At 66.4% G+C, this 22,671-nt stretch carries 24 protein-coding genes; 20 read left to right on the plus strand and 4 right to left on the minus strand.

The features are described from left to right. The first annotated feature begins 114 nt into the window (after nucleotides 1-114). Genes B4U45_RS18855 through B4U45_RS18880 form a run of 6 tightly spaced genes read left to right on the plus strand, consistent with a single transcriptional unit; the run spans nucleotide 115 to nucleotide 5,887 of the window. Nucleotides 115-870: a deoxyribonuclease IV gene (locus B4U45_RS18855; protein ID WP_075547012.1), complete on the plus strand. Its 756-nt coding sequence runs from the start codon at nucleotides 115-117 to the stop codon at nucleotides 868-870. Between the two features lie 55 nt (nucleotides 871-925). Continuing rightward, nucleotides 926-1,771: an extracellular catalytic domain type 1 short-chain-length polyhydroxyalkanoate depolymerase gene (locus tag B4U45_RS18860; RefSeq protein ID WP_075547013.1), complete on the plus strand. Its 846-nt coding sequence runs from the start codon at nucleotides 926-928 to the stop codon at nucleotides 1,769-1,771. A gap of 52 nt (nucleotides 1,772-1,823) precedes the next feature. After that, nucleotides 1,824-3,452, plus strand: coding sequence for an acyl-CoA dehydrogenase family protein (locus B4U45_RS18865; RefSeq protein ID WP_219859477.1), 1,629 nt, complete (start codon nucleotides 1,824-1,826; stop codon nucleotides 3,450-3,452). Continuing rightward, nucleotides 3,449-4,387, plus strand: a complete 939-nt coding sequence (locus B4U45_RS18870) for a crotonase/enoyl-CoA hydratase family protein (protein WP_122526373.1) — start codon at nucleotides 3,449-3,451, stop codon at nucleotides 4,385-4,387. Before B4U45_RS18865 ends, B4U45_RS18870 begins: the two co-directional genes overlap by 4 nt. Before the next feature lie 16 nt (nucleotides 4,388-4,403). Beyond that, a complete protein-coding gene (locus tag B4U45_RS18875; protein WP_089024963.1) occupies nucleotides 4,404-5,126 on the plus strand; it encodes a PaaX family transcriptional regulator C-terminal domain-containing protein in 723 nt (240 codons plus the stop codon). Next, on the plus strand, nucleotides 5,123-5,887 hold the full coding sequence (locus tag B4U45_RS18880; protein WP_075547017.1) for a crotonase/enoyl-CoA hydratase family protein: 765 nt from the start codon (nucleotides 5,123-5,125) through the stop codon (nucleotides 5,885-5,887). Before B4U45_RS18875 ends, B4U45_RS18880 begins: the two co-directional genes overlap by 4 nt. 12 nt (nucleotides 5,888-5,899) lie before the next feature. Here the strand turns inward: B4U45_RS18880 and B4U45_RS18885 are convergent, their stop codons facing one another. Both B4U45_RS18885 and B4U45_RS18890 read right to left on the minus strand, forming a co-directional pair. After that, nucleotides 5,900-6,382, minus strand: a complete 483-nt coding sequence (locus B4U45_RS18885; RefSeq protein WP_219859478.1) for a DUF3060 domain-containing protein — start codon at nucleotides 6,380-6,382, stop codon at nucleotides 5,900-5,902. Between the two features lie 15 nt (nucleotides 6,383-6,397). Further along, on the minus strand, nucleotides 6,398-6,784 hold the full coding sequence (locus B4U45_RS18890) for a DUF3060 domain-containing protein (protein ID WP_075547019.1): 387 nt from the start codon (nucleotides 6,782-6,784) through the stop codon (nucleotides 6,398-6,400). 248 nt (nucleotides 6,785-7,032) lie between these two features. On the opposite strand from B4U45_RS18890, the gene B4U45_RS18895 reads away from it, so the two are divergent. The 8 genes from B4U45_RS18895 to B4U45_RS18930 all read left to right on the plus strand — a co-directional run bounded on the left by B4U45_RS18895 (nucleotide 7,033) and on the right by B4U45_RS18930 (nucleotide 15,593). Next, nucleotides 7,033-7,680, plus strand: a complete 648-nt coding sequence (locus tag B4U45_RS18895; RefSeq protein ID WP_075547020.1) for a TetR/AcrR family transcriptional regulator — start codon at nucleotides 7,033-7,035, stop codon at nucleotides 7,678-7,680. Nucleotides 7,681-8,021: 341 nt separating this feature from the next. Further along, nucleotides 8,022-8,396 carry a 30S ribosomal protein S12 gene (rpsL, locus tag B4U45_RS18900; RefSeq protein ID WP_007167812.1) on the plus strand — a complete coding sequence of 125 codons (375 nt, stop codon included), beginning with the start codon at nucleotides 8,022-8,024 and terminating at the stop codon, nucleotides 8,394-8,396. Beyond that, nucleotides 8,396-8,866 carry a 30S ribosomal protein S7 gene (rpsG, locus tag B4U45_RS18905; protein WP_023370878.1) on the plus strand — a complete coding sequence of 157 codons (471 nt, stop codon included), beginning with the start codon at nucleotides 8,396-8,398 and terminating at the stop codon, nucleotides 8,864-8,866. The genes rpsL and rpsG overlap by 1 nt, the downstream gene beginning before the upstream one ends. A 75-nt stretch (nucleotides 8,867-8,941) precedes the next feature. Then, nucleotides 8,942-11,047, plus strand: a complete 2,106-nt coding sequence (fusA, locus tag B4U45_RS18910) for an elongation factor G (RefSeq protein WP_075547021.1) — start codon at nucleotides 8,942-8,944, stop codon at nucleotides 11,045-11,047. A 116-nt stretch (nucleotides 11,048-11,163) separates the two neighbouring features. Then, on the plus strand, nucleotides 11,164-12,354 hold the full coding sequence (gene tuf, locus B4U45_RS18915) for an elongation factor Tu (RefSeq protein ID WP_023370882.1): 1,191 nt from the start codon (nucleotides 11,164-11,166) through the stop codon (nucleotides 12,352-12,354). Between the two features lie 163 nt (nucleotides 12,355-12,517). Then, the gene (locus B4U45_RS18920; RefSeq protein WP_075547022.1) at nucleotides 12,518-13,318 is read left to right on the plus strand and encodes an SHOCT domain-containing protein; all 801 of its coding nucleotides are present in this window, start codon (nucleotides 12,518-12,520) and stop codon (nucleotides 13,316-13,318) included. A gap of 184 nt (nucleotides 13,319-13,502) precedes the next feature. Then, nucleotides 13,503-14,321, plus strand: a complete 819-nt coding sequence (locus B4U45_RS18925) for a mycofactocin-coupled SDR family oxidoreductase (RefSeq protein ID WP_075547023.1) — start codon at nucleotides 13,503-13,505, stop codon at nucleotides 14,319-14,321. Nucleotides 14,322-14,339: 18 nt separating this feature from the next. Further along, the gene (locus B4U45_RS18930) at nucleotides 14,340-15,593 is read left to right on the plus strand and encodes an NAD(P)/FAD-dependent oxidoreductase (protein ID WP_423734698.1); all 1,254 of its coding nucleotides are present in this window, start codon (nucleotides 14,340-14,342) and stop codon (nucleotides 15,591-15,593) included. Between the two features lie 335 nt (nucleotides 15,594-15,928). On the opposite strand, the gene B4U45_RS18935 is transcribed toward B4U45_RS18930, so the two are convergent. Then, the gene (locus B4U45_RS18935) at nucleotides 15,929-16,987 is read right to left on the minus strand and encodes a DUF2332 domain-containing protein (protein ID WP_075547024.1); all 1,059 of its coding nucleotides are present in this window, start codon (nucleotides 16,985-16,987) and stop codon (nucleotides 15,929-15,931) included. Beyond that, nucleotides 16,984-17,577: a mycofactocin system transcriptional regulator gene (mftR, locus tag B4U45_RS18940; protein ID WP_075547025.1), complete on the minus strand. Its 594-nt coding sequence runs from the start codon at nucleotides 17,575-17,577 to the stop codon at nucleotides 16,984-16,986. Before mftR ends, B4U45_RS18935 begins: the two co-directional genes overlap by 4 nt. A 110-nt stretch (nucleotides 17,578-17,687) precedes the next feature. Here mftR and mftA point away from each other — a divergent pair, with 110 nt between their 5' ends. The 6 genes from mftA to mftF all read left to right on the plus strand — a co-directional run bounded on the left by mftA (nucleotide 17,688) and on the right by mftF (nucleotide 22,663). Continuing rightward, the gene (gene mftA, locus B4U45_RS18945; RefSeq protein WP_036395329.1) at nucleotides 17,688-17,777 is read left to right on the plus strand and encodes a mycofactocin precursor MftA; all 90 of its coding nucleotides are present in this window, start codon (nucleotides 17,688-17,690) and stop codon (nucleotides 17,775-17,777) included. Between the two features lie 4 nt (nucleotides 17,778-17,781). Next, complete coding sequence (gene mftB, locus B4U45_RS18950; RefSeq protein WP_082275391.1) at nucleotides 17,782-18,072, plus strand: mycofactocin biosynthesis chaperone MftB; 291 nt, start codon at nucleotides 17,782-17,784, stop codon at nucleotides 18,070-18,072. Beyond that, the gene (gene mftC / locus B4U45_RS18955; protein ID WP_083153132.1) at nucleotides 18,069-19,253 is read left to right on the plus strand and encodes a mycofactocin radical SAM maturase; all 1,185 of its coding nucleotides are present in this window, start codon (nucleotides 18,069-18,071) and stop codon (nucleotides 19,251-19,253) included. Before mftB ends, mftC begins: the two co-directional genes overlap by 4 nt. A gap of 2 nt (nucleotides 19,254-19,255) precedes the next feature. After that, nucleotides 19,256-20,428, plus strand: a complete 1,173-nt coding sequence (gene mftD / locus B4U45_RS18960) for a pre-mycofactocin synthase MftD (RefSeq protein WP_122526374.1) — start codon at nucleotides 19,256-19,258, stop codon at nucleotides 20,426-20,428. 67 nt (nucleotides 20,429-20,495) lie between these two features. Beyond that, complete coding sequence (gene mftE, locus B4U45_RS18965) at nucleotides 20,496-21,245, plus strand: mycofactocin biosynthesis peptidyl-dipeptidase MftE (RefSeq protein ID WP_075547158.1); 750 nt, start codon at nucleotides 20,496-20,498, stop codon at nucleotides 21,243-21,245. Further along, nucleotides 21,242-22,663, plus strand: coding sequence for a mycofactocin biosynthesis glycosyltransferase MftF (mftF, locus tag B4U45_RS18970; RefSeq protein ID WP_075547029.1), 1,422 nt, complete (start codon nucleotides 21,242-21,244; stop codon nucleotides 22,661-22,663). The genes mftE and mftF overlap by 4 nt, the downstream gene beginning before the upstream one ends. The last annotated feature ends 8 nt before the right edge of the window (nucleotides 22,664-22,671 follow it).

A 22,671-nucleotide genomic window follows, 5' to 3' on the forward strand; every position in this document is an offset into this window, starting at 1 on the left:
CTTGCCCGGGGCTTTCTTCTATGCCGAGTTTCTATGCCGAGCAGTCGCAGAATCGCACGTTGTGGGCTCGCGCAGGGCGATTCTCTGTCTGCTCGCCGCATTACACTGGGCCGGGTGCTGATAGGTTCCCATGTCCACTCGGACGATCCCCTGGCCGCCGCCCAGGCCGACGGCGCCGATGTGGTGCAATTCTTCCTCGGCAACCCGCAGAGCTGGAAGAAGCCCAAGCCGCGGGACGACGCCGAGACGCTGAAGGCGTCGACCATTCCGCTGTACGTCCACGCGCCGTATCTGATCAACGTCGCATCGGCCAACAACCGCATCCGCATCCCGTCGCGCAAGATCCTGCAGGACACCTGCGACGCGGCCGCGGCAATCAACGCGACGGCGGTGATCGTGCATGGCGGCCACGCCGACGACAACGACATGGAGGCCGGCTTCGAGCGGTGGGTCAAAGCGCTGGATTACCTCGAAACAGACGTGCCGGTGTACCTGGAAAACACCGCGGGCGGCGACCACGCGATGGCCCGCTACTTCGACACCATCGGCAGGCTGTGGGATCGTATCGGCGACAAGGGAATTGGCTTCTGCCTGGACACCTGCCACGCCTGGGCCGCGGGTGAGCAGCTGATCGACGCGGTCGTCCGGATCAAGGCCTTGACCGGCCGCATCGACCTGGTGCACTGCAACGACTCGCGCGACGCCGCGGGCTCAGGCGCCGACCGGCACGCCAACATCGGCAACGGTCGCATCGATCCCGACCACCTCGTCGCGGTGGTGAAGGCCGCCGATGCCCCGGTGATCTGCGAAACCGCCGACGAGGGCCGCAAGGACGACATCGCGTTTCTGCGGGAAAAAGTCAACGGCTGATTTCACGGCTCATTTAATACTCGTTAAGCAAGTGTCGCGGGCCTACCGTTAACCTATGGTTCGCCGGTTGGTCACCCTGCTGGGCGTCGTGGGGATGCTCGTTGGCTGCGCCCACGCTCCGCCGCCGCCGCCCGCCGGCTTCGGAAGCGGCACCAGCTTCCACACCATCGACGTCGGCGGAGTCCAGCGCTCCTACCGGCTCTATAAGCCCGCGGGACTGCCCTCGTCGGCACCGCTGGTCGTTATGCTGCACGGTGGTTTCGGCAGCGCCCGGCAGGCTGAAAGATCTTACGACTGGGACGAATTGGCCGATTCGGAGAAGTTCGTCGTCGCCTACCCCGACGGTCTGAACAGAGCGTGGAACGCCAACGGCGGCGGCTGCTGCGGCCGGTCCGCACGCGAAGGCGTCGACGACGTCGCCTTTGTCAGCGCGGCGGTTGCCGACGTCGCCGCGAACGTGCCCGTCGACCCGGCCAGGATCTACGCCACCGGCATGAGCAACGGTGCCATCATGGCCTATACCCTGGCCTGCAACACCGGCATCTTCGCCGCGATCGGCCCGGTCTCGGGAACACAACTGGACCCGTGCCCCTCCCCGCATCCGGTGTCGGTCATGCATATCCACGGCACCGGGGATCCGCTTGTCCGCTACTTCGGCGGGCCGGGGGCCGGCTTCGCCCACATCGACGGGCCACCGGTCGAACAGCTGAATGCGTTCTGGCGCAATGTGGATCACTGTGCGCCCCCTGCCACCACGACCAGTGGCCGGATTACCACGTCGAACGCCGCGTGCGCGAACAACCGCAGCGTGGTGCTGGTTACCGTTGACGACGGCGGCCATGAGTGGCCATCGGTAGCCACCGAAATGCTGTGGAAGTTCTTCGCCGCCCATCCCCGCTGAGCAAGGCATTACACCTCTTGTACGGTTGTCGGGAAAATGTAATATGGGTGGCATGCCAGACACCCATGTCGTCACCAATCAAGTCCCGCCGCTGGAGAACCACAATCCCGCTACCTCTCCGATGCTTGTCGAAGCGCTGATCCGCGAGGGCGGGCAGTGGGGACTGGACGAGGTGAACGAGCTCGGGGCGATCTCCGGCGGCCACGAAGCCCAGCGTTGGGGTGAGCTGGCCGATCGCAACCGGCCCGTCCTGCACACCCACGACCGGGTCGGCCACCGCATCGACGAGGTCGAATACGACCCGGCTTACCACGAACTGATGCGCACCGCGATCGCGCACGGGCTGCACGCCGCCCCCTGGGCCGACGACCGGCCGGGTGCCCACGTCGTGCGCGCCGCAAAGATGTCGATCTGGAACGTCGAGCCCGGACACACCTGCCCGATCTCGATGACCTACGCCGTCGTGCCGGCGCTGCGCCACAACCCCGAGCTGGCCAGCGTTTACGAACCGCTGCTGACCAGCCGCGAGTACGATCCGGAGCTCAAGCTCGCCACCACGAAACGCGGTATCACCGCAGGCATGTCGATGACCGAGAAGCAGGGCGGCTCGGACGTGCGCGCCGGCACCACCGAGGCGAGCCCCAACGCCGATGGCACCTACAGCCTGACCGGCCACAAGTGGTTCACCTCCGCGCCGATGTGCGACATCTTCCTGGTGCTCGCGCAGGCCCCAAAGGGATTGTCCTGCTTCATGCTGCCGCGGATCCTGCCCGACGGCACCCGCAACCGGATGCTGCTGCAGCGCCTCAAGGACAAGCTCGGCGACCACGCCAACGCCTCGAGCGAGGTCGAATACGACGGCGCCATCGCGTGGCTGGTCGGCGAGGAGGGCCGCGGCGTCCCCACCATCATCGAAATGGTCAACCTCACCCGGCTGGACTGCACCTTGGGCAGCGCCACCAGCATGCGCACCGGTCTGACCCGTGCCATCCATCATGCGCAGCACCGAAAGGCGTTTGGCGCCTACCTCATTGACCAGCCGCTGATGCGCAACGTGCTGGCCGACCTGGCGGTCGAAGCCGAGGCCGCCACCATCGTCGCGATGCGGATGGCCGGGGCCACCGACAACGCGGCACGCGGCGACCACAAAGAGGCGCTGCTGCGCCGCATCGGCCTCGCGGCCAGCAAGTACTGGGTATGCAAACGCTCCACCCCGCACGCCGCCGAAGCGCTGGAATGCCTGGGCGGCAACGGCTACGTCGAGGACTCCGGCATGCCGCGGCTATACCGGGAGGCGCCGCTGATGGGCATCTGGGAGGGCTCGGGCAATGTCAGCGCGCTGGACACGTTGCGCGCCATGGCCACTCGGCCGGAATGCGTCGAGGTGCTGTTCGACGACCTGGCTACCAGCGCGGGCCAGGATGCCCGGTTGGACCGCCATGTCGAGCGGCTGCGGGAGCAGCTGGGGGATCTGGACACCATCCAGTACCGGGCCCGCAAGATCGCCGAGGACATCTGCCTGGCGCTGCAGGGATCGCTGCTGGTGCGCCACGGGCATCCGGCCGTCGCCGAGGCGTTCTTGGCCACCCGGCTCGGCGGCCAGTGGGGCGGGGCGTTCGGCACCCTGCCGACCGGACTGGATCTGGCGCCCATCCTCGAACGTGCTTTAGTCAAGGGATGACACACGCGATCCGGCCGGTCGATTTCGACAATCTGAAAACGATGACCTATGAGGTCACCGATCGGGTAGCACGGATCACGTTCAATCGGCCCGAGAAGGGCAACGCGATCGTCGCGGATACCCCGCTGGAACTCTCGGCGCTGGTGGAGCGCGCCGACCTCGATCCCAACGTGCACGTCATTCTGGTGTCCGGCCGCGGCCAGGGCTTCTGCGCCGGCTTCGACCTGTCCGCTTACGCGGATGGCACCGGCTCCGCGGGCGGCACCGGCGCATACCAGGGCACGGTGCTGGACGGTAAGACCCAGGCCGTCAACCACCTGCCCAACCAGCCGTGGGACCCGATGATCGACTACCAGATGATGAGCCGGTTCGTGCGCGGGTTCTCCAGCCTGATGCATGCCGACAAGCCGACGGTGGTCAAGATCCACGGCTACTGCGTGGCCGGTGGCACCGACATCGCGCTGCACGCCGATCAGGTGATCGCCGCCGCAGACGCCAAGATCGGCTACCCGCCCACCCGGGTCTGGGGTGTACCCGCGGCTGGCTTATGGGCACACCGCCTCGGCGACCAGCGTGCCAAACGCCTGCTGTTCACCGGCGATTGCATCACCGGCGCCCAAGCGGCCGAATGGGGTCTTGTGGTTGAGGCGCCGGATCCCAAAGACCTCGACGAGCGGACCGAGCGGCTGGTGCAGCGCATCGCCGCGCTGCCGGTCAATCAGCTGGTCATGATCAAGCTGGCGCTCAATTCGGCTCTGCTGCAACAGGGTGTGGCCACCAGCAGGATGGTCAGCACGGTGTTCGACGGCATTGCCCGGCACACGCCCGAGGGACACGCCTTCGTCGCCGACGCGGTCGAGCACGGCTTTCGGGATGCGGTCAAGCACCGCGACGAGCCGTTCGGCGACTATGGCCGGAAAGCGTCCGGAGTGTAGCTTCATGCCGAAATCGCTGGCGCGCATGACCGCCCGGTCCGTGGTGCTCAGCGTGCTGCTCGGCGCGCATCCCGCGTGGGCCAGCGCCAGCGAATTAGTCAGGCTTACAGCCGATTTCGGTATCAAGGAAACGGCGTTGCGGGTGGCCCTGACCCGCATGGTCAGCGCCGGTGATCTGGTCCGGTCCGCCGACGGTTATCGGCTTTCGGATCGGTTGCTGGCCCGGCAGCGGCGCCAGGACGAGGCCATGCGTCCGCCGGTGCGGGCCTGGCACGGCTACTGGCACATGATCGTCGTCACCAGTGTCGGCGATGACGCACGCACCCGCGCCGCATTGCGAAACACGCTGCAGGACAAGCGGTTCAGTGAACTGCGTGAAGGGGTGTGGCTACGTCCCGACAATCTCGGCCTGGAACTGCCCCCCGATATTCAGGCCCGGGTACGGGTGTTCAGAACCCACGACGACGCGCCCGCCGAGCTGGCCGCGCGACTATGGGACCTAGCCGAGTGGGCCGACGCCGGGCAGCAATTGCTTGAGGAGATCTCCCAAGCCACAGACATTCCCGGTCGCTTCGTGGTGGCCGCCGCCATGGTCCGTCATCTGCTCACCGACCCGATGCTGCCCGCCGAACTGCTGCCAGCTCACTGGCCGGGTGCTCCGCTGCGCGCGGCATACCACGACTTCGCCATCGAGCTGGCGAAACGCCTTGACCCATCCCAACTCCTGGAGGCGACATGAGCGATCTGGTGCAAGTGGAGCACACCGGTCCGGTGACCACGGTGATCATCAACCGGCCGGCGGCACGCAACGCAGTCAACGGGCCGACGGCCGCCGCGCTCTACTCGGCGTTCGAGCAGTTCGACCGTGACGACGCGGCTGCGGTGGCGGTGTTGTGCGGCAACGGCGGAACCTTTTGCGCCGGAGCCGATTTGAAGGCCTTCGGCACAGCGGAGGCCAATGCCGTACACCGCACCGGCCCGGGCCCGATGGGCCCGTCGCGAATGGTGCTGTCCAAACCGGTGATCGCCGCTGTCAGTGGCTACGCCGTAGCCGGTGGTCTGGAATTGGCGTTGTGGTGCGACCTGCGGGTGGCCGAGGAGGACGCCGTGTTCGGGGTGTTCTGCCGCCGCTGGGGCGTACCGCTGATCGACGGCGGCACGGTACGGTTGCCGCGGCTGATCGGGCACAGCCGGGCGATGGACATGATCCTTACCGGCCGGGCGGTGGCGGCCGATGAGGCGCTGGCGATGGGACTGACCAATCGGGTGGTGCCCAAAGGGCAGGCAAGGCAGGCGGCCGAGGCGTTGGCGGCCGAATTGGCCGCCCTGCCTCAGCAGTGTCTGCGGTCGGATCGGTTGTCGGCGCTGCACCAATGGGGACTGCCGGAGTCGGCGGCGCTCGACCTGGAATTCGCCAGCATCTCCCGGGTGGCGGCAGAGGCCTCGACGGGGGCCGCACGCTTCGCGGGAGGTGCCGGCCGCCACGGCGCGCCGGCGTGACCTGTCGGCCGGTCAGCCGCCCTTGTTGATGGTGTTGCCCGATCCGATGTTGTCGACTTGCGGGTCACCATTCTTGTAGGTGATGGAGTTGTTGAGTCCCAGCACGCTCAGGTGCTGGTCGATCTTGTCGAAGGTGATCTTGTTGTTGGTGCCGCCAATGGTCACCGTCGAGCAGGTGCCGTTGACGGTAAGGGTGTTTTCCGAGCCGGCGACATTCAGTGACTTGCCGTCGGCGCAGTCCAGGGTGGCGGTCGTCCCGATCGATCCGTAGTTCAGCATGTTGCCGATCTCGATCGACGCGGTCGTGGGGGGCCCGGCTGACGTGGACGGCGCCGCCGTTCCGCTACTCGGCGCGGTTGTGGGCTTTGCGGAGCTGCTGGTGGCCGGCGGGGGATTGGCGGTCGAACTGCAGCCGACCAGTCCGGCGGCCGGTGCACCAAAGGCCAGTGTCAGAGCGATCGCAGACAGCCGCGGGGGGGGGACATGAACGCGCATAGGCTCCTCGATTCCTTAAGGGCCCACTCGCTGGAGCCGATTGACCATACCCAGTTCGCGGCCGCGATCCCAGATGAACGGATCGCCGTTCTTGAAGAACACCGTCTGATCCCAACCGTAGACGGTGATGTCGTTGATCACCGTGTCGGCAACGACGGTGTTGGACGAGCCCATTACCGTCACCGCCCAGCACGTTCCCTTCGCGGTGATGATATTGGCGGTGCCGTTGACCAACAGGGTGGAATCGTTGCAATCCAAAACCTGCTCGAGGCCCTCGCCGGTGATATGGGTGTCGCCGTTTTTTGCGTGCGCGGCCGGCGGTAGCGCGAGTGACGTGACTGCGGTGGTGACGATGGTGACGACGCAGCTGGCCAGTGACGCGGCGGCGGTTGTCCATCTCACTGCGGGCCCCCCTCCGTTGGCGCGTGATCGGTGCTCGATCGAGGTGTGCACCTAGCCTAGGTGTAGTGCCCTGCCCGACGACAGCGTTGACGGCATTTGGTTGACACCCCGCCGCGCCCGCATCTGACGCGGTCGATCGACGGTCGAGTCAACTAGAGTCATTAGTTGACCCACCGTTGACCTCCCACAACCGCAGCGGCGATGACTCACTGTCATTCGCACGTCGAACAATTATAAGGACGATCCTCATGGCAGCTTCGCCGGAACCGCCCTCAACGGCTGGTCGCCAGCGCGCTGTGAAAGCCGCGGCGCGGCCGGCCAAGTTGAGCCGCGATTCCATCGTCGAGGGTGCCCTGAACTTTCTGGACCGGGAGGGCTGGGATTCGCTGACCATCAACGCGTTGGCGACCCAACTGGGGACCAAGGGGCCGTCGCTGTACAACCACGTGGACAGCCTCGAGGACCTGCGCCGCGCGGTGCGGGTTCGGGTGATCGACGACATCATCATGATGCTGAACCGGGTCGGCGAGGGGCGCTCCCGCGATGACGCGGTATTGGTGATGGCCGGTGCCTACCGCAGCTATGCCCACCACCATCCGGGTCGGTACTCGGCATTCACCCGGATGCCGTTGGGCGGGGACGATCCCGACTACGCCGCGGCGACCAGAAGTGCTGCCGCGCCGGTGATCGCCGTGCTGTCCTCCTACGGCCTGGAAGGCGAAGAGGCCTTCTACGCGGCGCTGGAGTTCTGGTCGGCACTACACGGGTTTGTGCTGCTGGAAATGACTGGCGTGATGGATGAGATCGATACCGACGCGGTGTTCTCCGACATGGTGTTGCGCCTGGCGGCGGGGATGGAAAAGCGCACCGCGGAGCCCGGCGCCAAGCAGGCCTGACGCTGATCGGGGACGCCCGGGTAACGGATCTCCGCTTGGTTTGGGCACCACTTTGACCTGCCTGACCGGCGAGCGGTATTGTGGTTGCTCGTGCCTGGCGGCCTACAGCGCCCGACTTGAGGGCGTGGATGCCGGGCCAATTCGCATGTCCATGATTTCGCCGAGATGTCATGTACGAGGCGGGTTGAGTTCGGAGCCCAACCGCATGCGACACACCCGGCAGCGGGGTACGGCGTTTATACGGCGTTGGTTCCGAGGCAGGGCATAACTGCAGTACAAGGACTTGTAACAATACGGGGACCGGAGCCGGACCCTCAGACAGCGACACAGAAAGCCGGTAGATGCCAACCATTCAGCAGCTGGTCCGCAAGGGTCGTCGGGACAAGATCGCCAAGGTCAAGACCGCGGCCCTCAAGGGCAGCCCGCAGCGCCGTGGCGTGTGCACCCGGGTGTACACCACCACTCCGAAGAAGCCGAACTCGGCGCTTCGCAAGGTCGCGCGGGTGAAGCTGACGAGTCAGGTTGAGGTCACGGCGTACATCCCCGGCGAGGGCCACAACCTGCAGGAGCACTCGATGGTGCTGGTGCGAGGCGGCCGGGTGAAGGACCTGCCCGGTGTTCGGTACAAAATCATCCGCGGTTCGCTCGACACCCAGGGAGTGAAGAACCGCAAGCAGGCTCGCAGCCGTTACGGCGCCAAGAAGGAGAAGAGCTGATGCCGCGCAAGGGGCCGGCGCCTAAGCGTCCGTTGGTCAACGACCCGGTGTACGGGTCGCAGCTGGTCACCCAACTGGTGAACAAGGTTCTGCTGAAGGGGAAGAAATCGCTGGCCGAGCGCATTGTTTATGGTGCGCTCGAGCACGCCCGCGACAAAACCGGCACCGATCCCGTGATCACCCTCAAGCGCGCTCTGGACAACGTGAAACCGGCCTTGGAGGTTCGCAGCCGCCGCGTGGGTGGTGCGACCTACCAGGTGCCTGTCGAAGTGCGCCCGGACCGGTCGACCACGCTCGCGCTGCGCTGGCTCGTCGGCTACTCGCGGCAACGCCGGGAGAAGACGATGATCGAACGGTTGGCAAACGAGATTCTGGATGCCAGCAACGGCCTTGGGGCTTCTGTCAAGAGGCGTGAGGACACCCACAAGATGGCCGAGGCGAACCGCGCCTTTGCGCATTACCGCTGGTGAAAGCCGCCGGCGAACAGCAGCCGGGCGCACCTGACAGCGAACTGACTTAGCAACCGAAAGAGTGGGAAGACTTCTGTGGCACAGAAGGACGTGCTAACTGACCTGAGCAGGGTCCGCAACTTCGGCATCATGGCACACATCGATGCCGGCAAAACGACGACGACCGAACGCATCCTGTACTACACCGGCATCAACTACAAGATCGGCGAGGTGCACGACGGCGCCGCGACGATGGACTGGATGGAGCAGGAGCAGGAGCGCGGCATCACCATCACCTCTGCTGCGACGACGACGTTCTGGAAAGACAACCAGCTCAACATCATTGACACGCCGGGGCACGTCGACTTCACCGTCGAGGTGGAGCGCAACCTGCGGGTGCTCGACGGGGCCGTCGCCGTTTTCGACGGGAAGGAGGGCGTCGAGCCGCAGTCCGAGCAGGTCTGGCGCCAAGCCGACAAATACGACGTCCCGCGCATCTGCTTCGTCAATAAGATGGACAAGATCGGTGCCGACTTCTACTTCTCGGTGCGCACCATGGAGGAGCGGCTGGGGGCCAACGCCGTGCCGATCCAGTTGCCCATCGGCTCCGAGGCGGACTTCGAAGGCGTCGTCGACCTGGTCGAGATGAACGCCAAGGTATGGCGCGGCGAGACCAAGCTGGGCGAGACCTACGACACCATCGAAATCCCGGCCGAACTGCAGGAAAAGGCCGAGGAATACCGCACCAAGCTAATCGAGACGGTCGCCGAGACCGACGAGGAATTGCTGGAGAAGTACCTCGGCGGCGAGGAGCTCACCGTCGCGGAGATCAAGGCCGGGATCCGCAAGCTGACGATCGCCAGTGAGATCTACCCGGTGCTGTGCGGCAGCGCCTTCAAGAATAAGGGCGTGCAGCCGATGCTCGACGCCGTGGTGGATTACTTGCCGTCGCCGCTGGATGTGCCGCCGGCAATCGGCCACCCGCCCGGCAAGGAGGACGAAGAGGTCGTCCGCAACGCGACCACCGACGAGCCGTTCGCCGCGCTGGCGTTCAAGATCGCCACTCACCCGTTCTTCGGCAAGTTGACCTACATCCGGGTGTACTCGGGCACCGTCGAGTCCGGCAGCCAGGTCATCAACGCCACCAAGGGCAAAAAGGAGCGGCTGGGCAAGCTGTTCCAGATGCATTCCAACAAGGAGAACCCTGTCGAGCGGGCCAGCGCCGGCCACATCTACGCGGTCATCGGCCTGAAGGACACCACGACCGGTGACACGCTGGCCGACCCGAACAACCAGATCGTGCTCGAGTCGATGACCTTCCCCGACCCGGTGATCGAGGTGGCCATCGAACCCAAGACCAAGAGCGACCAGGAGAAGCTGAGCCTGTCGATCCAGAAGCTCGCCGAGGAGGACCCCACCTTCAAGGTCCATCTGGATCAAGAAACCGGCCAGACCGTGATCGGTGGCATGGGCGAGCTGCACCTGGACATCCTGGTGGACCGGATGCGCCGGGAGTTCAAGGTCGAGGCCAATGTCGGCAAGCCGCAGGTGGCCTACAAGGAGACCATTCGCCGCGTGGTGGACACCGTCGAGTACACCCACAAGAAGCAGACGGGCGGCTCCGGCCAGTTCGCCAAGGTGATCATCAAACTGGAGCCATTCACCGGCGAAGACGGTGCGACCTACGAGTTCGAGAACAAGGTCACCGGTGGCCGCATCCCGCGCGAGTACATCCCGTCGGTCGACGCCGGGGCCCAGGACGCCATGCAATACGGCGTGCTGGCCGGCTACCCGCTGGTGAATTTGAAGGTCACCTTGCTCGACGGCGCCTTCCACGAGGTCGACTCCTCGGAAATGGCATTCAAGATCGCCGGTTCCCAGGCGCTGAAAAAGGCGGCGGCACAGGCCCAGCCGGTCATCCTGGAGCCGATCATGGCCGTCGAGGTCACCACGCCCGAAACGTATATGGGCGATGTGATCGGCGACTTGAACTCCCGCCGTGGTCAGATTCAGGCCATGGAGGAGCGGGGCGGTTCGCGCGTCGTGAAGGCGCATGTGCCGCTGTCGGAGATGTTCGGCTACGTCGGCGACCTGCGGTCCAAGACTCAAGGCCGGGCGAACTACTCGATGGTGTTCGATTCCTACGCCGAAGTGCCGGCTCAGGTGTCGAAGGAGATCATCGCGAAGGCGACGGGCGAGTAGGCGGCGTGAGGTGACGGCGAGTGATTTGCGCGTAAGCTAGCCCGGTCAACACCGCGGCATAACTGAAAACATCAACACTGCTTTTATAAGCACCAACAGTCCAGGAGGACACAACAGTGGCGAAGGCGAAGTTCCAGCGGACCAAGCCCCACGTCAACATCGGGACCATCGGTCACGTTGACCACGGCAAGACCACCCTGACCGCGGCTATCACCAAGGTCCTGCACGACAAGTTCCCGGACCTGAACGAGTCGAAGGCGTTCGACCAGATCGACAACGCGCCCGAGGAGCGTCAGCGCGGTATCACCATCAACATTGCGCACGTGGAGTACCAGACCGAGAAGCGGCACTACGCACACGTCGACGCGCCGGGCCACGCCGACTACATCAAGAATATGATCACCGGCGCCGCCCAGATGGACGGCGCGATCCTGGTGGTCGCCGCCACGGACGGCCCGATGCCGCAGACCCGTGAGCACGTGCTGCTCGCGCGTCAGGTGGGTGTGCCCTACATCCTGGTCGCGCTGAACAAGGCCGACGCGGTCGACGACGAGGAGCTGCTCGAGCTCGTCGAGATGGAGGTCCGCGAGCTGCTGGCCGCCCAGGAGTTCGACGAGGACGCCCCGGTAGTGCGGGTTTCGGCACTGAAGGCTCTCGAGGGCGACCCCAAGTGGGTGGAGTCGGTGGAGCAGCTGATGGATGCGGTCGACGAGTCGATCCCCGACCCGGTCCGTGAGACCGACAAGCCGTTCCTGATGCCCGTCGAGGACGTCTTCACCATCACCGGCCGCGGCACCGTCGTCACCGGTCGTGTGGAGCGCGGCGTGGTCAACGTCAACGAGGAAGTCGAGATCGTCGGCATCCGCCCGACGACCACCAAGACCACCGTCACCGGTGTGGAGATGTTCCGCAAGCTGCTCGACCAGGGGCAGGCCGGTGACAACGTCGGGCTGTTGCTGCGTGGCGTCAAGCGTGAGGACGTCGAGCGCGGCCAGGTCGTCATCAAGCCCGGCACCACCACCCCGCACACCGAGTTCGAGGGTCAGGTCTACATCCTGTCCAAGGACGAGGGCGGCCGGCACACGCCGTTCTTCAACAACTACCGTCCGCAGTTCTACTTCCGCACCACCGACGTGACCGGTGTGGTGACCCTGCCGGAGGGCACCGAGATGGTGATGCCCGGTGACAACACCAACATCGCCGTCAAGCTGATCCAGCCCGTGGCCATGGACGAAGGTCTTCGGTTCGCGATCCGTGAAGGCGGCCGTACCGTCGGCGCCGGCCGGGTCACCAAGATCATCAAGTAGCGCTAACCGGTTCATCACCAGGCCCGGATTGCCGATCATGGCAATCCGGGCCTGGTGCTTGGTGCCCTCGGCAACCGACCGGGCCAGCGGCACAGTATGTGATCGGTAGCCGAGTGTGCGCGCTAATCTGACACGACCTAACCGTGAAGCGAGGAGCAGGCACATGCTGGCGCGCTATATCAAGATGCAGTTGTTGGTGCTGTTGTGCGGCGGTCTGGTCGGGCCGATCTTTCTGATCGTCTATTTCACGCTGGGCGTGGGCAGCCTGCTGTCGTGGATGTTCTATGTCGGTCTGCTGATCACCGTGGCGGATGTGCTGATCGCGCTGGCATTGACCAACTGGGGCGCCAAGACGGCGGCCAAGACGGCCGAACTCGAGCAGCACGGGGTGTTGGTGCTCGCGCAAATCACCGGTCTCACCGAAACCGGGACCAGGATCAACGACCAACCGGTGGTCAAGGTGCACCTGCATATCGCCGGACCCGGCATCGTGCCGTTCGACAGCGAAGACCGGGTGATCGCCAGCGTGACCCGGCTGGGCAACCTGACCGCGCGCAAGCTGGTCGTCCTGGTCGATCCGACTACCCAGCAATACCTGATCGACTGGGAGCGCAGCTCTCTGGTCAACGGCCTGCTCCCGGCGCAGTTCACCCTGGCCGAGGACAACAAGACCTACGACTTGAGCGGTCAGGCCGGCCCGTTGATGGAGATCCTGCAGATCCTGAAGGCCAATGGCATTCCACTCAACCGAATGGTCGACATCCGGTCGAATCCGGCGTTGCGTCAGCAAGTCCAAGCGGTGGTGCGGCGGGCGGTCGCGCAGCAGGCGCCGGCATCCCAGCCGGCCGCCTCGCAAGCGTCGATCGCCGAGCGATTGCAGGAGCTGGAGTCATTGCGGGCCAGCGGAGTGGTGAACGATCAGGAGTATGCCAGCCGGCGGGCTCAGATCATCGCCGAGATCTGAGCGGGCTAGTCGCCGGGCTCGTTGGATCCGGTAGCGGCGATCCGAGCGGCCGTCCACGCGCTCGGGGGTGGGGCTTTCGCTAGGTGCGTACGGCGCCCTGCCGGCCCCGGCGCGGACCGTGGAGCCGGGTGTTAGAACACGTTCCAATTCCGCTGCTAGCCTGACAGCGGCGGAAGGGGTACACGTGGCTGGATCACTACAGGGACGGGTCGCATTCGTCACCGGAGCTGCCCGCGCTCAGGGACGGTCGCACGCGGTGCGGCTGGCCCGGGAGGGCGCCGACATCATCGCGCTGGACATCTGTGCGCCGGCGTCGGACTGTCTCACCTACCCCGCGGCCACACCGGAGGACCTCAACGAAACCGTTCGCGCGGTGGAGGCCGAGGGCCGCAAGGTGCTGGCGCGCGAGGCGGATGTCCGCGATGGCGCGGCACTACGGCAGCTGGTCGCCGACGGGCTCGATGCTTTCGGCCGGCTGGACATCCTGGTGGCCAATGCCGGGGTGCTGGGCTGGGGGCGGCTCTGGGAACTCACCGATGAGCAGTGGGACACCGTCGTCGGGGTCAATCTCACCGGCACCTGGCAGACGCTGCGCGCCGCGGTGCCCGCCATCATCGAGGCGGGCAACGGCGGGTCGATCGTGGTGGTCAGCTCTGCGGCGGGGCTGAAGGCCACACCGGGTAACGGACACTACGCGGCGAGCAAGCACGGGTTGGTTGCGTTGACCAACACGCTGGCGCTCGAGCTCGGCGAATTCGGTATCCGGGTCAACTCCATCCACCCGTATTCGGTCCGCAGCCCGATGATCGAGCCGGAAGCGATGATGCAGATATTCGCCGAGCACCCCGGCTATGTGCACAGCTTCCCGCCAATGCCGTTGCAGCCCAAGGGATTCATGACCCCCGATGAGGTCTCCGACGTGGTCGTGTGGTTGGCTGGCGACGGCTCGGGCACCCTGACCGGAACGCAGATACCCGTCGACAAGGGCGCCTTGAAGTATTGACGCGCGATCGTGTATGAACTGCAGGTGACCAGTAGCGAAGGCGTCAACGAAGTTGACACGCACCCGGAATCGGGGCCTGACTCCGGTGCTGATAACGGGATCGTGATCGTCGGTGGGGGACTGGCCGCGGCCCGGACCGCCGAGCAACTGCGCCGGGCCGGCTACGCGGGTCGCCTCACCATCGTCAGCGACGAGGTCCACCTCCCCTACGACCGGCCGCCCCTGTCCAAGGAGGTGCTGCGCAAGGAGGTCGACGATGTCGCCCTCAAACCGCGTGAGTGGTACGACGAGAAGGACATCACGCTTCGGTTGGGGTCGGCGGCCACCGGCCTCGACACCGTCGCGCAGACACTCACTTTGGCCGACGGAACCATGTTGCGCTACGACGAGCTCGTCATCGCGACCGGCCTGGTGCCGCGGCGCATTCCGACGTTCCCGGACATCGAGGGCATTCGGGTGCTGCGGTCGTACGACGAGTGCATGGCGTTGCGCGCCCACGCGTCGGCCGCCACCCGCGCCGTCGTCGTCGGGGCGGGTTTCATCGGCTGCGGGGTGGCGGCCAGCCTGCGCGGGCTGGGTGTGGCGGTGGTGCTGGTCGAGCCGCAGCCGACGCCGCTGGCATCGGTGCTTGGCGAGCAGATCGGTCAGCTGGTCGCCCGCCTGCATCGGGACGAGGGCGTCGACGTGCGCACCGGCATCGGCGTGGCCGAGGTCCGCGGGGCGGGCCATGTCGACACGGTGGTCCTGACCGACGGTACCGAACTACCGGCCGACCTGGTTGTCGTCGGCATCGGGTCGCATCCGGCGACCGGCTGGCTTGACGGTACCGGCGTCAAGGTCGACAACGGCGTGATCTGTGACGCAGCCGGACGCACCAGTGCGCCCAACGTATGGGCGCTGGGTGATGTCGCCTCCTGGCGCGATCCGATGGGACACCAAGTGCGCGTGGAACATTGGAGCAATGTTGCCGACCAGGCCCGGGTGGTGGTGCCGGCGATGCTGGGCCGTGACGTACCGTCCAACGTGGTCGTTCCCTATTTCTGGAGCGACCAGTATGACGTCAAGATTCAGTGCCTGGGTGAGCCGCACGCCACCGATATCGTCCATCTCGTCGAGGACGACGGCCGAAGGTTCCTGGCCTACTACGAGCGCGATGGTGTGCTGGTCGGTGTCGTGGGTGGCGCGATGCCGGGCAAGGTCATGAAGGTGCGCTCCAAGATCGCCGCCGGCGCGCCCATCTCCGAAGTGCTGGAATCACCGGATGCCGGTTGAGCCTCATTGAGCGAGGGTCTGACGGGGTCCGCGTGGCCGTTGCCAGTTCTGCCGCGGCGGTCGACGGACGCGTAGCAGGGCCCGGATGTAGAAGGCGCCGTAGTTGCTGCCGCACACCACTACCGGCGTCGCGCTCATAACAGCGTGGGGTGATGCTGGGCCGGGCCGGCGGCGAGCTCGCGTTCGGGCACGCTCAGCCGACCTCGTGCACGGGGTTCTCATCGGTGACGCGGCCGAGGACAACGACAGGTCGGGCGCCACGACTTTCACGAGCGACACCGATCCGCCGATCGGCGGACAGCCGGCGATGCGGGTGCGACAACTACTGACAAGAACTACTGCCAGGTCACCGGTGGCCCGTGCGGATGACATTCGCCCAGGACCCGCGTCCGCCCGTCAGGCCAACTGGCGGCGCGGACCAGGAACTTCAGCGGACTACCGGGTCCGTTGCGCGCCGGCTCGAGCGTCAGGTGCGCGAAGGGGGTGCGTGCGCCGGCTTGCGCGCCCAGGTGCTCGACCGCGGCGCGGATCGCGGACCGCTCGTCGGTGGACAGGTACTGCCAGGTGATCGAATGCCATAGCACCGTCAGCGCACCGTCGGCCAGAGCCAGGGCGGCGACCGCCTCGGCCGCGGTCTGACGTTGCAGTTCCGCCGGAACCTTGCGGGCGACCTCGATGGCGCCGCGCAGCCGCTTCAAGCGGGCGTGCTGGTCGGGCCAGACGTAGCTCAACACGGTCAATTCGCCGTCGGCGCCGGTCACATCGATGGGCGCGATGTCGTACCCGTGGCGCTCCGCGATGCGCACCGCAGCGGGCGGCGGCAACCGACCGTGCCACGCATCGGCGATCGTCACCGGCGTCTCGGCCGGTCCCCACTGGCCGCCGTCGTAGCGGTAGCGGTACCGGTCTGCCCGCAGATTCAGGCCGGCACTGGCACCGATCTCGAAAAGCCTTATCGGCAACCCGAATTCGTGGTTGACGTGCAGCAGGCCGCCGATCAGCGCGGCGGATCGGCCGACCTCGTTGGTTTGTGGTGGTTGGTCCAGGGCCGCCCGCAACACATCGCTGCGATCAACCGCGACGCGCACGATGGCGGGCCAGGCGGCCGCGGCGTCCCAGCTGCCGCCGGTGCTCGGATACCAGCGGCGCAACGTCGGCGCCCGGCCGTCCAGCACCAACCGGTGCAGGCCGCCGAGTAGCCGCAGCGGCACCGCGTGGCGCGCTGGGTCGTCCTCGTGACCGGCAAGGATGGTCGCGAAGACGCCGCCCGCTTCGACGTCGGCGGCCACCAGCTCGAACAGCTCGCCGTACATCGGTGAGCCGGAGCCGGCGCAGAACCGTCCCTGCGATCGCAGGGTATGCGGCAAGTGCTCACCACTCGCGGGGCCGCTCATCCGAGCCGGTCCAATCCGGCGCCGACGACGTCGAAGGCATTGCCGAGCGCCTCGGGTAGCGAGACGGATTCGTCAGCCAGCCAGTTTTCGTAGGCGCTCAAAGCGACCCCGAGCATCGTCCAGGCGATGGTCTGAGGCAATAGGTCGGTGGCCGTGCCGCCGAGCCTGCGGGCCACGAACCCGGCGATCACCGCTCGCCAGCCGGCATACATCGTCATCGAATACGCTTGCAGCTCAGCGGTTTCCAGAATGATGCGCATACGCTGGCGGTGCCGGACGGTCTCGGATTCGTCGAAGGTGTTGAACGCCAGCAGCGCCGCACGCAACGCCGCGCCCAGTCGGACCCGCGGATCGATGTTGTCGAGCAGCTGCTGTAGCTGCGCGAGGTGGGCGTCGAAGTCACCCCACGGAATCGCGTTCTTGGATGCGTAGTAGCGAAACAGGGTGCGCCGGGCGATGCCGGCCGCCTGTGCGACGTCGTCGACGCTGACCTCGGCGAAGCCGCGGGCCGCGAACAACTCGATGGCAACGTCGGTGATGTGGTGCTTGGTCGTCGAGCGGCGTCGGCCCACCCGCGACTGGTGCAGCATCAGACCCGCCCTTTCATTTCGGCACTCGATGCCATATTCTGGCGATCAGTGTGACCAGTACCACCTCACATTGTCGAGGCCCAGGACGACCCAGGACGAAAGGCATCCACGTGGACCACGAGACTGACACCGACGTCGAGCTCGTCACCGAGACCCTGGTTGAAGAGGTTTCCATTGACGGCATGTGCGGGGTCTACTGACCCGGTGCCGGCAGTGCCCGACGACTTCGACCCGGATCGCGGCTGGCGGCTGCATCCGCGGGTGGCGGTTCGGCCCGAGCCCTTCGGCGCGCTGCTGTATCACTTCGGCACCCGCAAGCTGTCGTTTCTGAAGAATCGCACCATCCTGACGGTGGTGCAGTCGCTGGCCGATTATCCCGACGTGCGCTCCGCCTGCCGGGGCGCCGGTGTGGCGGATTCCGGGCAGGGTCCCTATCTGCATGCGCTGGGTGTGCTGGCCGCTTCGGCGATGCTGGTTCCGCGGGAGGGCCCGTGACGGTGCCCCGGCTCATCGAGCAGTTCGAACACGGGCTGGACGCCCCGATTTGTCTGACGTGGGAGCTGACCTACGCCTGCAACCTGGCGTGTGTGCACTGCCTTTCGTCGTCCGGCCGACGTGATCCGCGCGAGCTGTCCACGCGCCAGTGCAAGGACATCATCGACGAGCTGGAACGCATGCAGGTGTTCTACGTGAACATCGGCGGTGGTGAACCCACGGTGCGTCCCGACTTCTGGGAGCTGGTGGACTACGCGACCGCGCACCGCGTCGGCGTGAAGTTCTCCACCAACGGCGTGCGGATCACCCCCGAGGTGGCAGCGCGGTTGGCGGCCAGCGACTACGTGGACGTCCAGATATCTCTCGACGGCGCGACCGCCGAGGTCAACGACGCGGTCCGGGGCACCGGGTCGTATGCGATGGCGGTGCGCGCCCTGGAGAACCTGGCCGCAGCCGGATTCGGCAAGACCGGAGCCCCCAAGATCTCGGTGGTGGTCACTCGTCACAACGTTGGCCAGCTCGATGAATTCGCTGCCCTGGCAAGCGGTTACGGTGCCACCCTGCGGATCACCCGACTGCGTCCGTCGGGGCGGGGCGCCGATGTCTGGGAGGACCTGCACCCCACCGCCGATCAGCAGGTGCAGCTCTACGACTGGCTGGTGCTCAACGGCGAGCGGGTGCTCACCGGTGATTCCTTCTTCCACCTTTCCCCACTGGGCGAATCCGGGGCGCTGGCCGGGCTCAACATGTGCGGCGCCGGTCGGGTGGTCTGCCTGATCGACCCGGTGGGCGACGTGTATGCCTGCCCGTTCGCCATCCATGACCGCTTCCTCGCCGGAAACGTGTTGTCCGACTCCGGTTTTGGAACTGGCTTCGACAACATTTGGAAGAACGCTCCGTTATTTCGTGAATTGCGGTCGCCGCAGTCCGCGGGCGCCTGCGGCAGCTGCGGGCACTACGACAGCTGCCGGGGCGGCTGCATGGCGGCCAAGTTCTTCACCGGCCTGCCGCTGGACGGGCCGGATCCCGAATGCGTCCAAGGACACGGAATGCCGGCCCTGGCCCGGCAGCGCGAGGCGCCGCGCCCGCGCGTCGACCATTCGCGAAAGACGAGTCGACCCGTACCCCTGACACTGAACGTCAGACCGCCGGCCCGGCTCTGCGACGAAAGCCCGCTGTAGTCATGGCCGATGCCTGGTTCGAAACGGTGGCCATCGCCCAGCAACGCGCAAAACGGCGATTGCCCAAGTCCGTGTACTCGTCGCTGATCGCGGCAAGCGAAAACGGCATCACGGTCGCCGACAATGTCGCGGCATTCGCTGAACTCGGCTTCGCGCCACACGTCATCGGTGCGACGGAAAAGCGTGACTTGACCACGACCGTGATGGGCCAAGACATTTCGCTGCCGGTGATCATTTCGCCGACCGGTGTGCAGGCGGTCGATCCCGACGGCGAGGTGGCCGTCGCCCGGGCGGCGGCGGCCCGGGGCACCGCGATGGGCTTGTCCTCGTTTGCCAGCAAGCCGATCGAAGAGGTCGTCGCCGCCAATCCCAAGATCTTCTTCCAGATCTACTGGCTCGGCGGCCGCGACGCCATCGCCGAGCGTGTCGACCGGGCGCGGCGGGCCGGGGCGGTGGGGTTGATCGTCACCACCGACTGGTCGTTCTCGCATGGGCGGGACTGGGGTAGCCCCAAGATCCCCGAAGAGATGAGCTTGTGGTCGGTGGTGCAGCGGTTCCCGGAGGCGATCGTCCGGCCGCGCTGGTTGTGGAAGTTCGGCAAAACGCTGCGCCCACCGGATCTGCGGGTGCCCAATCAGGGCCGCCGCGGCGAACCCGGGCCGACGTTCTTCGCCGCCTACGGCGAATGGCTGGGCACCCCGCCGCCGACCTGGGAAGACGTCGCCTGGCTGCGGGAGCTATGGGGGGGCCCGTTCATGCTCAAGGGCGTGATGCGGGTTGACGACGCCAAAAGAGCGGTCGATGCCGGCGTCTCCGCGATATCGGTGTCCAACCACGGCGGAAACAACCTGGACGGCACGCCTGCCTCGATCCGTGCCCTGCCCGCCGTGGCGGCGGCGGTCGGCGACCAGATCGAGGTGTTGCTGGACGGCGGTATCCGGCGGGGCAGCGACGTCGTCAAAGCGGTGGCGTTGGGAGCTCGGGCAGTGATGATCGGCCGCGCGTACCTCTGGGGACTGGCCGCCAACGGCCAAGCCGGCGTCGAAAACGTCCTCGACATCCTGCGCGGCGGCATCGACTCCGCACTGATGGGCCTCGGCCGTAGTTCGGTCCATGACCTGCGGCCGGACGACATCATCGTGCCCGCCGGGTTCGCTCGGGAATTGGGTGTGTAACGTCCAAGTAAATTCCGGCCGCGTCAATATCGGTGGCGCAGAAAAAAATTCGGTAGAAGAGGTAACAATCGGTGCACGGCAGGTAAATTCGGCCTACCATCGGCGAGTGCCCGTACGCGGCGAACTGGCGAACTCGACGTCGAGCCAGCTACCACGCAACTCGCCGTCGATAGTGGTCCCGCTGGGGTCTACCGAACAACACGGTCCCCACCTGCCGCTGGATACCGACACGCGGATCGCGACCGCCGTCGCCCGGGCGGTGGCCGCACATCTATCCGGGCCGGACTGGCTGGTGGCTCCCGCGCTCGCCTACGGCGCCAGCGGTGAGCATCAGAGCTTTGCCGGGACCATCTCCATCGGTGTCGACGCCCTGGCCATGCTGCTGGTGGAGTACGGCAGGTCGGCCGGCTGCTGGGCCGATCGGCTGGTTTTCGTCAACGGTCACGGCGGCAATATCGCGGCGTTGCGCCGCGCAGTCGGCATGCTGCGCTCCGAAGGTCGCGACGCCGGATGGTGTTCATGTCGCGCCGTGGGTGGTGACGCGCATGCCGGGCACACCGAAACATCGGTATTGCTGCATCTTTCGCCGGACGATGTGCTGACCGATCGGTTGCTGGCCGGCAACGGCGCGCCGCTGCCGGAATTGCTGCCGTCGATGCGGCGCGGCGGAGTCGCGGCCGTCAGTCCGACCGGGGTGCTGGGCGACCCGACCACGGCGACGGCGGCGGCGGGAAGACGGATCTTCGCGGAGATGGTCGATGATTGCCGGCGTCGGATTGCCAGGTGGTTGCCCGGACCCGACGGGATGCTGGCATGACCCAGACCCGACTGCCGGATGGATTCGCGGTGCAGGTCGACCGCCGCGTGCGGGTGCTCGGCGACGGGTCGGCCCTGCTCGGTGGTTCACCGACCCGGCTGCTGCGGCTGGCTCCCGCCGCTCAGCACATGCTTTCCGACGGCCGGCTCAAGGTGCGAGACGAGCTCAGCGCACAACTGGCCCGCACCCTGTTGGATGCCACGGTGGCGCATCCGCGCCCCGCCAGCGGTCCCTCATATCGTGACGTCACCGTGGTGATACCGGTGCGCGACAACATATCTGGTGTACGCCGGCTGGTGGCCGCACTGCGTGGATTGCGGGTCATCGTGGTCGACGACGGGTCGGCGTGCCCGGTCGAGTTGGAGGACTTTCCCGGGGCGCGCTGCGACATCGAGGTGCTGCATCACCCGCGCAGCAAGGGTCCGGCGGCGGCACGCAACACCGGTCTGGCGGCGTGCACCACCGACTTCGTGGCATTCCTGGATTCCGACGTGGCGCCACGCCGCGGATGGCTCGAAGCGTTGCTGGGCCACTTCTGTGATCCCACTGTCGCTTTGGTCGCGCCCCGCATCGTCGGTATGGCGCAAAGCGAGAACCTGGTGGCTCGCTACGAGGCGGTGCGCTCGTCGCTGGATCTCGGTCTGCGGGAGGCGCCGGTGTTACCGCACAGCCCGGTGTCCTACGTACCGAGCGCCGCGATCGTCTGCCGCGCCGCGGCCCTGCGCGACGTGGGTGGTTTCGACGAGACCCTGCATTCGGGGGAGGACGTCGACCTGTGCTGGCGGTTGATCGAAGCGGGCGCCCGGCTGCGCTACGAGCCGATCGCGCTGGTCGCGCATGACCATCGCACGCAGCTACGGGACTGGATCGCGCGCAAGGCCTTCTACGGCGGTTCGGCCGCGCCCCTGTCGGTGCGCCACCCCGACAAGACCGCGCCGCTGGTGATTTCCGGCTGGGCACTGACGGCCTGGATCCTGATGTCGCTGGGTACCGGGCTTTGTCAACTGGCATCGCTGGTCATCGCGGTGGTGACCGGTCGTCGCATCGCCAGGACCATGCGCAGCGCCGACACCTCACTGTCGGATGTGCTGGTAGTCGCCACCCGCGGATTGTGGTCCGCGGCTTTGCAGTTGGCGTCGGCCATGTGCCGGCACTACTGGCCGGTGACCTTGATTGCCGCCCTGCTGTTTCGGCGTTGCCGGCGGGTGGTGCTGGTCGCGGCGATCGTCGACGGCGTGGTCGACTGGCTGCGCCGCAAAGAGGCCAGGGATGGCGATGCCGGCGATACCGAACCGATCGGCGTGCTGACCTACGTGTTACTCAAGCGCGTCGACGACCTCGCCTACGGCCTGGGCCTGTGGTACGGCGTGGTGCGCGAACGCAATGTCGGCGCGCTCAAACCGCAAATTCGGGTATAACGGCCACC

Origin of the sequence: Mycobacterium persicum (assembly GCF_002086915.1) — a bacterium.
GTDB classification, from domain to species: Bacteria; Actinomycetota; Actinomycetes; order Mycobacteriales; family Mycobacteriaceae; genus Mycobacterium; species Mycobacterium persicum.

Bases quoted from the DNA above. Each gene is read 5' to 3' on its own strand.
- B4U45_RS18860 (WP_075547013.1), top strand. From the start codon at position 926: ATGGTTCGCCGGTTGGTCACCCTGCTGGGCGTCGTGGGGATGCTCGTT.
- B4U45_RS18865 (WP_219859477.1), top strand. From the start codon at position 1,824: ATGCCAGACACCCATGTCGTCACCAATCAAGTCCCGCCGCTGGAGAAC.
- B4U45_RS18870 (WP_122526373.1), top strand. From the start codon at position 3,449: ATGACACACGCGATCCGGCCGGTCGATTTCGACAATCTGAAAACGATG.
- B4U45_RS18880 (WP_075547017.1), top strand. From the start codon at position 5,123: ATGAGCGATCTGGTGCAAGTGGAGCACACCGGTCCGGTGACCACGGTG.
- B4U45_RS18885 (WP_219859478.1), bottom strand. From the start codon at position 6,382: ATGCGCGTTCATGTCCCCCCCCCGCGGCTGTCTGCGATCGCTCTGACA.
- B4U45_RS18895 (WP_075547020.1), top strand. From the start codon at position 7,033: ATGGCAGCTTCGCCGGAACCGCCCTCAACGGCTGGTCGCCAGCGCGCT.
- rpsL (WP_007167812.1), top strand. From the start codon at position 8,022: ATGCCAACCATTCAGCAGCTGGTCCGCAAGGGTCGTCGGGACAAGATC.
- rpsG (WP_023370878.1), top strand. From the start codon at position 8,396: ATGCCGCGCAAGGGGCCGGCGCCTAAGCGTCCGTTGGTCAACGACCCG.
- B4U45_RS18920 (WP_075547022.1), top strand. From the start codon at position 12,518: ATGCTGGCGCGCTATATCAAGATGCAGTTGTTGGTGCTGTTGTGCGGC.
- B4U45_RS18935 (WP_075547024.1), bottom strand. From the start codon at position 16,987: ATGAGCGGCCCCGCGAGTGGTGAGCACTTGCCGCATACCCTGCGATCG.
- mftR (WP_075547025.1), bottom strand. From the start codon at position 17,577: ATGCTGCACCAGTCGCGGGTGGGCCGACGCCGCTCGACGACCAAGCAC.
- mftD (WP_122526374.1), top strand. From the start codon at position 19,256: ATGGCCGATGCCTGGTTCGAAACGGTGGCCATCGCCCAGCAACGCGCA.
- mftF (WP_075547029.1), top strand. From the start codon at position 21,242: ATGACCCAGACCCGACTGCCGGATGGATTCGCGGTGCAGGTCGACCGC.